The organism is Pantoea sp. Acro-807, assembly GCF_011752675.1.
Lineage (GTDB): Bacteria > Pseudomonadota > Gammaproteobacteria > Enterobacterales > Enterobacteriaceae > Pantoea > Pantoea eucrina.
Genome location: NZ_VWXE01000003.1, coordinates 248,876 through 262,350 on the forward strand (window position 1 = coordinate 248,876; position 13,475 = coordinate 262,350).

A 13,475-nucleotide genomic window follows, 5' to 3' on the forward strand; every position below is an offset into this window, starting at 1 on the left:
GATATCCCGCTGCCGGCGAGCGGCGCTAGCGCCGTTTGTCGGCATGGCCCAGTGAGCGATCCGGCCAGCAGTAGTCGCGCACGCGCTGTTTCAGCGTGACCGCATCCGGAAAACCGCCGTCGCGTTTGCGCTCCCAGATAACCTGACCATCCACGCTGATCTCAAAGACGCCGCCGGTACCAGGCTGCAGCGTGACCGCGCTGAGATCGTCGCTGAACGTCTGCAGCAGCTCCTGAGCCATCCACGCTGAACGCAGCATCCAGTTGCACTGGGTGCAGTAGTGCAGGGTAATCGCGGGCTTAGACATCGTTAACTCCCTGACGGCAATCCACTATCAGCCGGCCGCGCACGTTGCCCGCCAGCAGCTGTTCGGCACCTTCCTGCGCTTCGCTGAGCGGAATGATGCGGGTTATCTGCTGCAGCAGCGCGCTGTCGGCCTGTTCTGCCAGCCGCTGCCACACCTGCTGGCGCAGCGCCTGCGGACACATAACGCTATCGATACCGGTCAGCGTGACGCCGCGCAGAATAAAGGGGGCCACGCTGCCCGGCAGATCCAGTCCCTGCGCCATTCCGCACGCGGCCACCACGCCGTCGCGCCGCATCCCTGCCAGCACGTTGGCCAGCGTATGGCTGCCCACGGTATCAATGGCGGCAGCCCAGCGCTCTTTTGCCAGCGGTTTACCCGGTTCGCTGAGTTCAGCACGATCGATTACCGCTGTGGCGCCCAGCGTATTGCACAGGTAGTCGCGCTCAGCTGCGCGTCCGCTGGCGGCGACCACCTCATATCCCAGGCGTGCCAGCAGGCTCACCGCAAAACTGCCTACGCCGCCGCTGGCTCCCGTTACCAGCACCGGGCCGTGCTGCGGAGTGATGCCCTGTTTTTCCAGCGCCATCACGCAGAGCATCGCGGTAAAGCCGGCGGTGCCTATCGCCATCGTCTGCTGCGGACTGAGCGCATCCGGCACGCTGACCAGCCAGTCGCCGGAGACGCTGGCTTTCTGCGCCAGTCCTCCCCAGTGCTTTTCACCCACGCCCCAGCCGGTCAGCAGCGCCAGATCGTTCTGCTGCCACGCCGGATGGCGGCTGTGGGTCACGCGGCCCACAAAGTCGATGCCTGGCACCATGGGAAACTGGCGTACGATCGGCCCTTTGTTGCAGATGGCGAGGGCATCTTTGTAATTCAGCGTGGAGTAGCTGATATCGAGGATAACATCCCGATCGGGAAGCTGTTGCTCGGAGAGATCCTGAAGGGAGGTGCGATACCCCTGTGCATCATTTTCAATGACTAATGCTTTGAACATGCCGCCTCCGGCGATAGGAAGTGTGCAGCCAATAGTACCCCTGATTGTGAGCCGCAGCAAAAAATGCCATTATCGCGACCGGCGGGTGTCCTGCACCGGTCACGCCGTTCCTTTCTGTGCCACTGGCACCCACTCATCCTGTTATGCCGGGGATTTGAGTTATGAACCCATTGAAAATAGCCGCCAGCGTCGCAATTGCGCCGGGCCTGAGCCTGAATACCACCCGCGATGTCGTGACGCTCGACACGACCGACTTTACTGACGTTGCCGCGGTGGTGCTCTCGCTGGCGGATACGCGCAGCGGCGTACTGATGCTGCTGCGCCAGACCGGATTTAACCTGCCGGTATTTGTGGCTAACGCGTTTGATACCGCAGTGCTGGATCTGCCTGGCGTGACCGGAGAAATCAACGGCGCAGCTGAAGAGTGGCAGGCGCTGGAGCAGGCTGCGCAGCAGTATGAGGCGGCACTGCTGCCGCCTTTCTTTGATACCCTGACGCGCTACGTCGATATGCAGAACAGCACCTTCGCCTGCCCGGGCCATCAGGGCGGGGCGTTTTTCCGCCGCCATCCCGCCGGGCGGCAGTTTTATGAATTTTATGGGGAAAACCTGTTCCGCTCTGATATGTGTAATGCAGATGTCCGGCTGGGCGATCTGCTAATCCATGAAGGCTCGGCGAAAGATGCGCAAAAGTTTGCAGCCCGCGTTTTTAACGCCGACAAAACCTATTTTGTGCTGAACGGAACATCAAGCGCTAATAAAGTCGTCACCAATGCGCTGCTGACGCGCGGCGACCTGGTTCTGTTCGATCGCAATAATCATAAATCCAACCATCACGGCGCGCTGCTGCAGGCGGGCGCCACGCCAGTCTACCTGGAGGCGGCACGTAATCCGTTTGGCCTGATTGGCGGCATCGACGCGCACTGTTTCGATGAAAGCTATCTGCGGGCAGAGATCGCAAAGGTTAACCCTGAACGCGCCAGGCAGGCGCGGCCATTCCGGCTGGCGATTATCCAGCTCGGCACCTATGACGGCACCGTTTACAACGCGCGTCAGGTGGTGGACCGCATCGGTCATCTGTGCGACTACATTCTGTTTGACTCCGCGTGGCTCGGCTATGAACAGTTTATTCCGCTGATGGCAGCGGGTTCACCGCTGACGCTTACCCTGACGGAAGACGATCCGGGGATCTTTGTCACCCAGTCAGTACACAAACAGCTGGCGGGCTTTTCGCAGACCTCACAGATCCATAAAAAGGATAATCATATCCGTGGTCAGCAGCGCTTTTGCCCGCATAAGCGGCTGAACAACGCCTTTATGCTGCACGCCTCAACCAGCCCGTTTTATCCGCTGTTTGCCGCGCTGGATATCAACGCGCGTATGCACCAGGGCGAGGCAGGACGCAGCCTGTGGCACGACTGCGTCATACAGGGCATTGATGCGCGTAAAGCGATCCTGCAGCGCTGCACCATGATTAAACCGTTTCTGCCTGCTCAGGTACACGGCGCGCCGTGGCAGCAGGCAGACAGCGCCGCTATCGCCCGCGATCCGGCTTACTTTAGCTTTGAGCCCGACGCAGAGTGGCACGGCTTCAGCGGCTATGCGCCGGGCCAGTATCAGATTGACCCCTGCAAGCTGCTGCTTACCACGCCGGGCATCGACGCACGCAGCGGCGCGTACAGCGACTTTGGCATTCCGGCCACCATACTGGCGAACTATCTGCGTGAGAACGGCATCGTGCCGGAGAAGTGCGATCTCAACTCCATTCTGTTCCTGCTGACGCCGGCAGAAAGCGCGGAGAAGATGGCGCATCTGGTGGCGATGCTGGAGCAGTTTGAACAGCAGGTGCGCGAAGATGCGCCGCTGGCGGAAGTGCTGCCGAGCCTGTATCGCAAGCATGCGGAGCGCTATCGCGGCTATACGCTGCGCCGCCTCTGTCAGGAGATGCACGATCTCTACGTCAGTTTTGCCGTTAAAGATCTGCAGAAAGCGATGTTCCGCGCTGACTGTTTCCCGCCGGTAGCGGTCAATCCGCAGGATGCGCATCAGGCTTATATCCGCGGTGAAGTGGAGCTGGTGCCGGTCGCAGAAGCGGAAGGGCGCATCGCGGCGGAAGGGGCACTACCTTATCCACCGGGCGTGCTGTGCGTCGTGCCCGGCGAGGTGTGGGGCGGGGCGGTACAGCGCTACTTCCTCGCGCTGGAAGCGGGCATCAACCAGCTGCCGGGCTTTTCACCGGAGCTGCAGGGTGTTTATATCGCGGAACAGAGCAGCGGCTATAAGCAGCTGGTGGCGAATATGCTGACCTGAGCGTATCGCGCCCTGACCCGATCGGGCAGGGCGCGACAATCCGGCGCATTTAATAGCGGTGATAGCTGCGCTGCGCCTGGTTAACTTTATAGAGATAACGACGCGACTCGGCAGAAGGATGGCGGCTGGTCAGCGTCTGGTAGACATCGGCTGGCGACATATCGTTGATCAGCGAAAATGCTCGGTCTTTATCGCTGGAGAAGACGCGCAGTACGCTGCCGGCACCGCCGTTATACGCGGTGATCACCGCATAGCGACGCGAAGTGGGATCCTGAATGCCGCCCAGATAGCTTTTCTGCAGCAGCGACAGATAAGCCGTACCGGCATCGATGTTGTTTTCCGGATCCAGCAGATAACTGCGGCTCGGCTTGCCCCATTTACCTTTCATGCGGAAGACGTCAACGCCGGCAGTATGCTGCACCACCTGCATCAGCCCCAGCGCATCAGCGTGGCTGACCGCATAGGGGTTAAAGCTCGATTCGGTCTGCATAATCGCCAGAATCAGTGAGGCATCGACACCATACTGCTCAGCAGATTTACGCACCATCGGCAGATACTTATGTGCACGCTTGTCGAGATGGTTCGGCACCATCGGAATGGTTACCGACCAGATCACATGCAGCCCGGCGGTGCGTTTTTGCAGTTTGTTCTGGATCAGGTAGTCCGCAAAGCTGGCGGCGCGCCCCTGCCAGCGGATTGGCTGCCCGGTATTATCCAGCACCTGGCCATACAGCAGCGGCTCTTTACTGATCTTAATATCGTTGGCGTCAGAGTAGAGATCGACATTGCCCGGATCGTCGCCGATCAGCAGAGTGGTGACGATCGCCTGGCGCAGGCTGGCCATGGGATCGGTACTGGAGATGGTCTCAATGGTGATACTACCCTTGTCGAAGTTGATGTGACTGCGGGTGTAGTAGCTGTCACTGTACTTCACATAATCTTTCGGCCCGGCGATAAGGACTTCATTAATGCCCCAGATATTTTCAATATTGGCGGCAAACTGTCCCATCAGAATGTCAAAGCCGTTGGTATCTTTAACCCACTCTTCGTGATACTGCGATTTTTTTTGTCCGGAGCAGGAGATTAATAGCGGCGCGATCGCCAGCAGGGCTATCAGTTTTTTATTCATCGTGAATCTGTGCCTGACTCAAAAAAGCGGGCCTCAAAGGAAGGCCCGGAACGGTTATTTTTCTGGCGGGGTAAAACCTTCGATATGCACATCTTTGCCTTCAAACAGGAAATTGACCATCTCCTTTTCCAGCACTTTGCGATCTTCCGGATTCATCATGTTGAGCTTTTTCTCGTTGATCAACATGGTCTGTTTCGACATCCACTGCTGCCAGGCTTCTTTAGAAATCTCATTATAGATGCGCTTGCCCAGCTCGCCGGGATAGAGCTGAAAGTCCTGGCCTTCAGCGTCACGTTGCAGATAGGTACAAAAAATGGTGCGGCTCATTACTCTTCCTCTTCGATCGCGCGCGATGACAGTGACAGCTGCTGCGGATGGCGTAATTCATGCAGTAAACGCTCTACCGGGGCAGCAAGGCCCACTGACGGTGGTTGCGCTAAGTTATACCAGAGACCGCCCGCTTCATCCATCAGCGACCCGGCGGATGGCTCTGCCAGCCACATCGGCACAATATCCAGATGGAAATGGCTAAAGGTGTGGCGAAATGCCGTCAGCTGCTGCAGATTGCCGCTAATACCGTGCTGTGTCAGCCACTCCCGCAGTGCATCCTCGCTGCTAAACTGCGGAAAGCAGTAAAGGCCGCCCCACAGTCCCGTGGGCGGACGCTGCGCCAGCCAGACGTTATCGCCATCCTGCATCAGCAAAAACCAGCCGCTGCGTACCGGCAGAGTGACTTTGGGCTTTTTGCCCGGATAGTCAGCCCAGCTCTGGCTGGCATACGCTTCACAGCCGCTATTAAGCGGGCAGATTTCACACTTTGGCCGTGAACGGGTGCAGACCAGCGCGCCGAGATCCATCATCGCCTGATTAAACTGGCTGACGCCCTGCGCTGGCGTCACTGCTTCGCTAATCTGCCACAGCTGCTTTTCGACCTCTTTTTTGCCAGGCCAGCCACCGATTGCGTAGCAGCGCGCCAGCACGCGTTTGACGTTGCCATCCAGAATCGGAAAATGCAGGCCAAGCGACAGTGAAAGGATCGCCCCGGCGGTCGAGCGACCCACGCCCGGCAGAGCAGCAATTGCCGTGAAGTCCGGCGGGAACTCACCGCCGTGCTGATCCACGACCTGTTTAGCCGCTTTATGCAGGTTGCGCGCCCGCGCATAGTAGCCGAGGCCGGTCCAGAGATGCAGCACTTCATCCAGCGGCGCGGCAGCAAGATCGCGCACGGTGGGGAAGCGCGCCATAAAACGTTCAAAATAGGGAATAACCGTGGCAACCTGCGTCTGCTGCAGCATGACCTCTGAAAGCCACACTTTGTAGGGCGTCTTTTCCAGCTGCCACGGCAGCGTTTTACGGCCAAAGCGGTCATACCACTTCAGCACCTGTTGCGCGAATTGCGACGCCTGCATCATATGAAGGAAATTTTCCGTGTTTACTCTACAATCAGGCAGGAATTGCAGCACAGAGCGTCAGGGGTGTAAACCGGAAGATTGCAAAGGCTTGCTTCTGACCTTTAACTTTGCATAATGCCCGTTTCCCCGAACAGGCTAACCAGCAGGCTTCAACATGATAAATGACGTCATCACTCCGGAATTTGATGAAAACGGGCGGCCGCTGCGCCGTATCCGCAGCTTCGTACGCCGCCAGGGGCGGTTAACGAAAGGCCAACAGCTCGCGCTGGATCAATACTGGCCGGTGATGGGCGTTGAGTATCAGCCCGCGCCGCTGGACATGACCGCGCTGTTCGGGCGCGACGCACCGCTGGTGCTGGAGATCGGTTTTGGTATGGGCGCCTCGCTGGTCACCATGGCGCAAAATAATCCGCAGCAGAACTTCCTGGGCATTGAAGTGCATGCGCCGGGCGTGGGTGCCTGCCTGGCATCTGCGAAGGAAGCGGGCGTAGAGAATCTGCGGGTCATGTGCCATGACGCGGTAGAAGTGCTGGAGCATATGATCCCGGATAACTCTCTGCGCATGGTGCAGCTTTTCTTCCCGGATCCGTGGCACAAAGCGCGTCACAATAAACGCCGTATCGTGCAGGCGCCGTTTGCTGAACTGGTGCATCGTAAGCTGAAGCTTGGCGGCGTGTTTCATATGGCCACCGACTGGGAAGATTACGCGACCCATATGCTGGAGGTGATGAACAGCGTAGCGGGTTACGTTAATCAGTCAGCCACCCAGGATTACGTGCCGCGTCCTGAGACGCGTCCATTGACTAAATTTGAGCAGCGCGGGCAGCGACTGGGCCATGGCGTGTGGGATCTGATGTTTGAGAGGGTAAAATAATGGCCGTACAGCGCAGTCGTCGTTTACGTAAGAAACTGCATATTGATGAGTTTCAGGAGCTGGGTTTCTCCGTAGCATGGCGTTTTGCCGAGGGAACCACCGAAGAGCAGATTGATGCCACGCTGGATCAGTTTATCACTGAGGTGATCGATCCAAACGGTCTGGCTTATGACGGCAGTGGTTATCTGGTATGGGAAGGCCTGGTCTGCATGCAGCAGACCGGAAAGTGCACCGATGAGCATCGTGAACTGGTGCGCAAGTGGCTGGAAGGGCGTGAATTGTCTGATATCCAGATAACGGAACTCTTCGACGTCTGGTGGGACTAAGTTGTAGTGCGACATTCGGCTGCGCATGAAGGCGCGCCCTGTAATGTTTTGCACCAGGGGCGCATTAATGCGCCCCCTGCGATGTAATTTGCCGCAGGGGCGCCACTCATGGCGCCCGTTGTAACACCGCGCCAGAGGCGCATTAATGCGCCCCCTACAATGTAATTTGCCGCAGGGGCGCCATTCATGGCGCCCGCGCCATTGGCCGCACAATACCCACCCCGCACAGCACATTCAGGAGATCTCATGATTCGTAAGGCTCTGTTCGCCGCGCTACTGCTGACGGCAGCGCAGGCACACGCTGACTACCAGTGCAGCGTTAATCCGCAGGATGATGTGGTGATCACCCCACAAAGCGTTCAGGTTGTCGGCAGCAACGGCAATCTCACGATGACCCCACAGGGTGATGTCACCTTTAACGGCAAAACGGTTACCGTTGATAACGCGGCACGTCAGCAGGCGATTGATTACCAGAGCGCGCTGCGTCGCGATTTGCCGTGGGTCAGCAACGGCGCAAAAACGCGCCTTGAACGCGGGCGCGCCGCACTGGATAAAGTGATCGTTGAGAAACTGGGCAGTGACAGCAATGTGCGCAACCGCCTGACCACGCTGGATGGCCAGCTGAAGCAGCAGATGAATCGCATCATTGAGCAGCGCCAGGATGGCCTGACGTTCCACCACCAGGCAATAAACCAGGTGCGCGCTGACGGACAGAAGCTGGTACAGAGCACGCTGGGCGGCGTACTGCAGGATAGCCTGAATGAGATGGGCACGCAGCAGGCGACCAGCGGCAGTAATCCGCTGCAGGCGCTGATGGGCAATCTGGGTGGTCTGCAGCAGTCGATTCAGACTGAATGGAACAACCAGGAGCGCGATTTCCAGAACTTTGGCCATGAGGTCTGCAACCGGGTCATCGCGCTGGAAAACCAGCGTAAAACGCTGGTGAAGAGTATTAACTAGCAAAAAAAGAGCGGCCACCGGGCCGCTCTGATTACATAAACAGTTCCAGCAACGAATTCAGGAACAGTTTGCCTTTCTCGGTGATCTGCCACTCGCTGGCGCTCTCAGTGACATAGCCTGCGGCGATAGCCTGCTCCATCTGCGGGCGAATCGTCTGTTCATCCAGCCCGGTATAACGCTGAAACTCCACGCGCGGCGCCGCTTCCAGCAGGCGGAACCGGTTCATAAAGAACTCAAACGGCTTATCTTCGTCCGCCACTTCATGTTGCTTATCAAGATAGTTGCCCTTCATAAAGCCGCGCGGATGACGGGTTTTGACCGTCCGCACAATGCGGCCATCCGCCTGCGTCAGCTTACCGTGCGCTCCGCAGCCGATACCGAGATAATCACCGAAGCGCCAGTAGTTGAGATTATGCTCACAACGATAGCCCGGCTTCGCGTAGGCTGAGGTTTCATACTGCTGATAGCCGGCAGCCGTCAGCAGCTGGTGCCCCTGCTCGTAAATATCCCACAGCGCATCATCATCCGGCAGCTGCGGTGGTCGGGAACCAAACAGCGTGTTCGGCTCAATGGTTAGCTGATACCAGGAGAGATGCGGCGGGTTAAGCGCAATTGCCTGACGGAGATCGTCCAGCGCCTCTTCCAGCGACTGGTCAGGCAGGCCATGCATCAGATCCAGATTAAAACTGCGCAGCCCGAGCGCGGCGGCCAGTTCAGCGGCGCGTTTCGCCTCCTGCGGTCCATGAATACGCCCCAGCCGCTCCAGCTTCTGCGGACTAAAACTCTGCACGCCGATGGAAATGCGATTGATCCCCGCAGCCTGATAGCCGCTGAAGCGATCGGCTTCCACCGTGCCGGGATTCGCTTCCATGGTGATCTCCGCATCAGCCGCCAGCGGCAGGCGCGCCCGTACGCCATCCATCAGCGTCTGCATCGCGTGGCTGCTCAGCAGGCTTGGCGTGCCGCCGCCAATAAAGATGGTGCGTACCTCGCGTCCGGCGGTCAGAGGCAGGTCCTGCTCAAGATCCTGCAGCAGGTGCTGCACATACTCCAGATGCGGGACTTCCCCTTTCAGCGCGTGTGAGTTGAAGTCGCAGTAGGGGCACTTCTGTACGCACCACGGAATATGGATGTAGAGGCTCAGCGGTGGTAACTCAGCCATTGCGCATCGCGTCCAGCAGCAGCGTTAACGCTTTACCCCGGTGGGAGAGGGCACGCTTCTCCTCTTTGCTCAGTTCAGCGGCGGTTTTACCCGCTTCCGGTACAAAGAAGATGGGATCGTAGCCAAAGCCGCCTTCACCGGCCGCCGTACGGGTAATTTCGCCCGCCCAGCTGCCGTGAAACACCAGCGGTACCGGGTCAGCGGCGTGCCGCACATAGACCAGCACACAGTGAAACTGCGCCTGACGCGCGCCATCCGGCACATTTTCCAGCGCCAGCAGCAGCTTCTCCAGATTTTGCTGGTCGCTGGCTTCTGCGCCAGCATAGCGTGCGGAGTAGATGCCGGGCGCGCCGCCCAGCGCATCTACCGCCAGACCGGAATCATCCGCGATAGCCGGCAGGCCGGTTATCTGCGCCGCGTGACGCGCTTTAAGCAGCGCATTTTCAATGAAGGTCAGACCGGTCTCTTCGGCTGACTCCACGCCAAGCTCCGTTTGCGCCACGATATCCAGCCCGAAATCAGCGAGCAGATCGGCCAGTTCGCGAACTTTGCCCGGATTACCGGTTGCGAGAACAACTTTTTGCATAACAGTTCCAGATTAACAAATTACAGCAGATACCAGAGACCCGGGAACAGGTCCATGCCAAGGAAATTCAGCGCATAGAGCACCAGAATGACAATCATGGCGGAGAAGTCGATACCGCCCATAGCGGGCAGCATACGGCGAATAGGTGCCATCAGCGGTTCGGTAAGCTGTATCAGCACGTGATCCAGCGGCCCGCGTCCCTGACTGATCCAGCTCATCAGCGAGCGGATAATAATGACCCAGAACACCAGATTACCGGCTGACTTCAGCAGCGACAGCAGTCCTACCAGCAGATTGGTGGGATCAACCGAGAAAGCGCCGACCTGAATCAGCAGCAGAATCGGATACTTCAGCGTGGTCAGCACAAACGCCAGCAGCAGCGAGGCGGTATCGATGGGGCCGATAGCGGGCAGCACGCGACGCAGCGGTTTGATCACCGGCTGCGTAATCTTCACCACAAACTGCGCCAGCGGATTGTAGAAGTCGCAGCGTGACCACTGCATCCAGATACGCAGCAGCAGTACCATGACGTAGAGATCGATCAGCGTTTTGACTAAAAACGTCAGTGTTAACATGGAGTTCCTCAGTTATTGTTGTGAAGGTCGCGCATAATCCCGCGCGCCAAACAGGGCGGTGCCAATTCTTACCATAGTGCTGCCGGCCGCGATTGCCGCTTCCATATCGTCGCTCATGCCCAGTGAAAGCGTATCAATGGCGGGATAGTCGCGCTGCAGCGCATGAAACGCACTGGCCATCTGCTGGCAGACGGCCAGCTGGCGTGCATAATCCTGCTCGGGAGCCGGAATCGCCATCAGGCCGCGCAGGCTCAGGCGGGGCAGGGCGGCGATAGCCGCGGCCAGCGCCGGAACAGCCTCCAGCATGATGCCAGATTTACTGTTTTCGTCACTGATATTTACCTGAATTAACACGTTCAGCGGCGGCAGGTGCGCCGGACGCTGGTCGTTAAGCCGCTGCGCAATACGCAGGCGATCAACGGTATGACACCAGGCAAAATGTTCGGCGACCAGACGGCTTTTATTGGATTGCAGCGGACCGATAAAGTGCCACTGCAGATCGCCTTCCGTCATCAGCGCCGCAATCTTTTCCACCCCTTCCTGCACGTAGTTTTCGCCAAACGCGCGCTGCCCGGCGGCAACCGCTTCTGCGACAGCGCTCGCAGGTTTGGTTTTGCTTACTGCAAGCAACGTAATCTCTTCTGGCGCCCGGCCGCAACGCACGGCAGCGGCAGCGATACGCTCGCGTACCTGATGTAAGTTGTGCTCAATGGAAGTCATAGTCAGGAGAAATAAATGGATTTAGATGAAATTGTGGCCCTTAGTGTAAAGCATAACGCCGCCGATCTGCACCTGTGCAGCGGACATTTACCGCACTGGCGGCGGCAGGGCGTGCTGGAGCCGGTGCCGCAGCAGCTGCCGCTGCCATCTGCGTGGCTGGAGAGGTTTGCTACGCGGTTTCTCAGCGCTGCGCAGCAGTCGGAGCTTGACGTCACCGGACAGGCGGACTTTGCCCTGACGCTCAGCAGCGGCGTACGGCTGCGTGCCAATCTTTTCACCCAGCGGCACGGATTATCACTGGCGCTGCGGCTGATTGCGCAGACGATCCCGCCGCTGGCGCAGCTGCGCCTGCCGCCTGCCGTGCAGCAGCTCCTGCAGCTGCAGGAGGGACTGGTTCTGATTAGCGGTGCAACCGGCAGCGGCAAGTCGACGACGCTGGCTGCACTGGTACAGGCGCTGAACCAGCAGCAGGCGCGGCATATCATCACTCTGGAGGATCCGATCGAGTTTGTGCACCGGAGTCAGCGTTCGCTGATTCAGCAGCGTGAAGTGGGGACGCACTGCCTCTCTTTTCAGCACGGGCTGAAAGCGGCGCTGCGTGAAGATCCCGACGTTATTCTGCTGGGTGAACTGCGCGACAGTGAGACGATCCGTTTAGCCCTGACCGCCGCTGAGACCGGACATCTGGTGCTCGCTACGCTGCATACCCGCAGCGCGGCGCAGGCGGTTGATCGTCTGGTTGATGTCTTTCCGGCCGAAGAGAAAAACCTGGTGCGCACGCAGCTGGCGGGCAGCCTGAAAGCGGTAGTGGCGCAGCGGCTGGTGGCGGCGAAAGCGGGCGGACGTGTTGCGCTGTATGAGGTGCTGATCGCCACGCCTGCGGTAGCCAGCCTGATCCGTGAAGGCAAAGGACATCAGCTGCCGGGCGTGCTGCAGACCGGTGCGCAGCATGGCATGCAGACCTTTGCGCAAAGTGAACAGGCACGCCGCGCGGAGGGCATTATTGACCAGGCAAGCGGATAGCGGAGCTGAAGCAGCACTGATGCTGCAGCTGTGCGCCCGGTCAGCTCCCGGCATCGGCTACACCTGCTGACCGGAGTGCGCTTTATCGCGTTTACGCTGCTTGCAGCGTCAGTGGGTTTCGAACCAGTCCTGCAAAATAATCACGGCCGACTGTGAGTCTACCTGTCCTTTCTGCAGTGCACGAAAGCCGCCGCGCTTAAAGAGATCGGCGCGCGCCTCAACGGTACTCAGGCGCTCATCCTGCAGCTCAACGCGTACGCCAAAGCGGCCGTGCAGGCGATTGGCAAATTTGCGTGCGCGGGCAGTCAGCGGCTGTTCGGTGCCGTCCATATTCAGCGGCAGGCCGACCACCACGTAGTCAGGCTGCCACTCCTTCAGCAGTTTCTCAATCAGGTTCCAGTCTGGCGTGCCTTCCTGAGCTTTCAGCGCTGTCAGCGGGCGTGCGGTGCCGGTGAGCTGCTGACCCACGGCAACACCGATGCTTTTGGTGCCAAAATCAAAGCCGAGCAGCGTTGCATTCTGCATCAGGCGTGTCCCGCATCGCTGGTCATGTTATGAATATCGACACCCATGCTGCGGGCGGCTTCGCGCCAGCGTCCGGCAATCGGCGTCTGGAACAAAATTTGCGTGTCGGCCGGGGTCGTAAGCCAGGCGTTCTCCAGCAGCTCGTTCTCCAGCTGATCTTTTTCCCAGGCGCAGTAGCCGAGTGCGACCAGCACATTCTCCGGCTGCTGAGCAGTGCCGATCGCTTCCAGCACATCGCGCGAGGTAGTAATCACGGTGTTGTCTGAGATGCGAATACTGGAGGCATAAGTATGCTGCGCAGAGTGCAGAATAAAACCGCGATCTTCCGCCAGCGGACCGCCGGCAAACACCGGTTTATCGAGCTTAATCGCCGGATCGCGCTCTGACGGAGTGATTTTTAGCTTCTTCAGAATACCCTCTACCGTCAGGTTCTCCATCGGTTTATTAATAATCAAACCCATCGCACCCTCTTCATTATGCTCGCAGATATAGACAACAGAGCGTTTGAACAGAGGATCCTGCAGAGAGGGCATCGCTATCAAAAAATGATGCTGTAAATTCATTGTCACTCAT

16 protein-coding genes are annotated in these 13,475 nt (G+C 58.5%); 5 read left to right on the plus strand and 11 right to left on the minus strand.

Features of this window, described 5'->3' with window-relative positions:
* Positions 1 to 25 precede the first annotated feature (25 nt).
* Complete coding sequence (locus F3J39_RS09945) at positions 26 to 307, minus strand: SelT/SelW/SelH family protein (RefSeq protein WP_039380110.1); 282 nt, start codon at positions 305 to 307, stop codon at positions 26 to 28.
* Entirely contained in the window at positions 300 to 1,301 is a 1,002-nt protein-coding gene (locus F3J39_RS09950) for an MDR family oxidoreductase (RefSeq protein WP_104085451.1), read from the minus strand. The genes F3J39_RS09945 and F3J39_RS09950 overlap by 8 nt, the downstream gene beginning before the upstream one ends.
* Before the next feature lie 161 nt (positions 1,302 to 1,462).
* Here F3J39_RS09950 and F3J39_RS09955 point away from each other — a divergent pair, with 161 nt between their 5' ends.
* Positions 1,463 to 3,610: an ornithine decarboxylase gene (locus F3J39_RS09955; RefSeq protein WP_039380108.1), complete on the plus strand. Its 2,148-nt coding sequence runs from the start codon at positions 1,463 to 1,465 to the stop codon at positions 3,608 to 3,610.
* A gap of 49 nt (positions 3,611 to 3,659) precedes the next feature.
* Here the strand turns inward: F3J39_RS09955 and mltC are convergent, their stop codons facing one another.
* From mltC to mutY, 3 genes are read right to left on the minus strand one after another with little or no spacing between them, the layout of a single operon-like run.
* On the minus strand, positions 3,660 to 4,739 hold the full coding sequence (mltC, locus tag F3J39_RS09960) for a membrane-bound lytic murein transglycosylase MltC (protein ID WP_166714135.1): 1,080 nt from the start codon (positions 4,737 to 4,739) through the stop codon (positions 3,660 to 3,662).
* Between the two features lie 54 nt (positions 4,740 to 4,793).
* The gene (locus tag F3J39_RS09965; RefSeq protein ID WP_039380106.1) at positions 4,794 to 5,066 is read right to left on the minus strand and encodes an oxidative damage protection protein; all 273 of its coding nucleotides are present in this window, start codon (positions 5,064 to 5,066) and stop codon (positions 4,794 to 4,796) included.
* A complete protein-coding gene (gene mutY, locus F3J39_RS09970) occupies positions 5,066 to 6,151 on the minus strand; it encodes an A/G-specific adenine glycosylase (RefSeq protein ID WP_071668592.1) in 1,086 nt (361 codons plus the stop codon). The genes F3J39_RS09965 and mutY overlap by 1 nt, the downstream gene beginning before the upstream one ends.
* Before the next feature lie 154 nt (positions 6,152 to 6,305).
* Between mutY and trmB the strand changes: the two genes are divergently transcribed.
* The 3 genes from trmB (at position 6,306) to F3J39_RS09985 (ending at position 8,311) form a co-directional block, all read left to right on the plus strand.
* Entirely contained in the window at positions 6,306 to 7,025 is a 720-nt protein-coding gene (trmB, locus tag F3J39_RS09975; RefSeq protein ID WP_039380104.1) for a tRNA (guanosine(46)-N7)-methyltransferase TrmB, read from the plus strand.
* Positions 7,025 to 7,351 (plus strand): YggL family protein, encoded by a 327-nt coding sequence (locus F3J39_RS09980; RefSeq protein ID WP_071668591.1) that lies wholly within the window; start codon positions 7,025 to 7,027, stop codon positions 7,349 to 7,351. Before trmB ends, F3J39_RS09980 begins: the two co-directional genes overlap by 1 nt.
* Before the next feature lie 246 nt (positions 7,352 to 7,597).
* On the plus strand, positions 7,598 to 8,311 hold the full coding sequence (locus tag F3J39_RS09985) for a DUF2884 domain-containing protein (protein WP_094111533.1): 714 nt from the start codon (positions 7,598 to 7,600) through the stop codon (positions 8,309 to 8,311).
* Positions 8,312 to 8,342: 31 nt separating this feature from the next.
* Here F3J39_RS09985 and hemW read toward each other — a convergent pair whose 3' ends face one another.
* Genes hemW through F3J39_RS10005 form a run of 4 tightly spaced genes read right to left on the minus strand, consistent with a single transcriptional unit; the run spans position 8,343 to position 11,354 of the window.
* Complete coding sequence (gene hemW / locus F3J39_RS09990; protein ID WP_104085454.1) at positions 8,343 to 9,473, minus strand: radical SAM family heme chaperone HemW; 1,131 nt, start codon at positions 9,471 to 9,473, stop codon at positions 8,343 to 8,345.
* Positions 9,466 to 10,059 (minus strand): XTP/dITP diphosphatase, encoded by a 594-nt coding sequence (locus F3J39_RS09995; protein ID WP_145339606.1) that lies wholly within the window; start codon positions 10,057 to 10,059, stop codon positions 9,466 to 9,468. Before F3J39_RS09995 ends, hemW begins: the two co-directional genes overlap by 8 nt.
* A 20-nt stretch (positions 10,060 to 10,079) precedes the next feature.
* The gene (locus tag F3J39_RS10000; RefSeq protein WP_039380096.1) at positions 10,080 to 10,634 is read right to left on the minus strand and encodes a YggT family protein; all 555 of its coding nucleotides are present in this window, start codon (positions 10,632 to 10,634) and stop codon (positions 10,080 to 10,082) included.
* A gap of 12 nt (positions 10,635 to 10,646) precedes the next feature.
* Positions 10,647 to 11,354, minus strand: a complete 708-nt coding sequence (locus tag F3J39_RS10005; RefSeq protein WP_039380094.1) for a YggS family pyridoxal phosphate-dependent enzyme — start codon at positions 11,352 to 11,354, stop codon at positions 10,647 to 10,649.
* A gap of 15 nt (positions 11,355 to 11,369) precedes the next feature.
* Here F3J39_RS10005 and F3J39_RS10010 point away from each other — a divergent pair, with 15 nt between their 5' ends.
* A complete protein-coding gene (locus tag F3J39_RS10010) occupies positions 11,370 to 12,377 on the plus strand; it encodes a type IV pilus twitching motility protein PilT (protein WP_071668588.1) in 1,008 nt (335 codons plus the stop codon).
* A 108-nt stretch (positions 12,378 to 12,485) separates the two neighbouring features.
* Here F3J39_RS10010 and ruvX read toward each other — a convergent pair whose 3' ends face one another.
* Both ruvX and F3J39_RS10020 read right to left on the minus strand, forming a co-directional pair.
* A complete protein-coding gene (gene ruvX / locus F3J39_RS10015; protein WP_039380089.1) occupies positions 12,486 to 12,902 on the minus strand; it encodes a Holliday junction resolvase RuvX in 417 nt (138 codons plus the stop codon).
* The gene (locus F3J39_RS10020) at positions 12,902 to 13,465 is read right to left on the minus strand and encodes a YqgE/AlgH family protein (RefSeq protein WP_039380087.1); all 564 of its coding nucleotides are present in this window, start codon (positions 13,463 to 13,465) and stop codon (positions 12,902 to 12,904) included. The genes ruvX and F3J39_RS10020 overlap by 1 nt, the downstream gene beginning before the upstream one ends.
* Positions 13,466 to 13,475 lie beyond the last annotated feature (10 nt).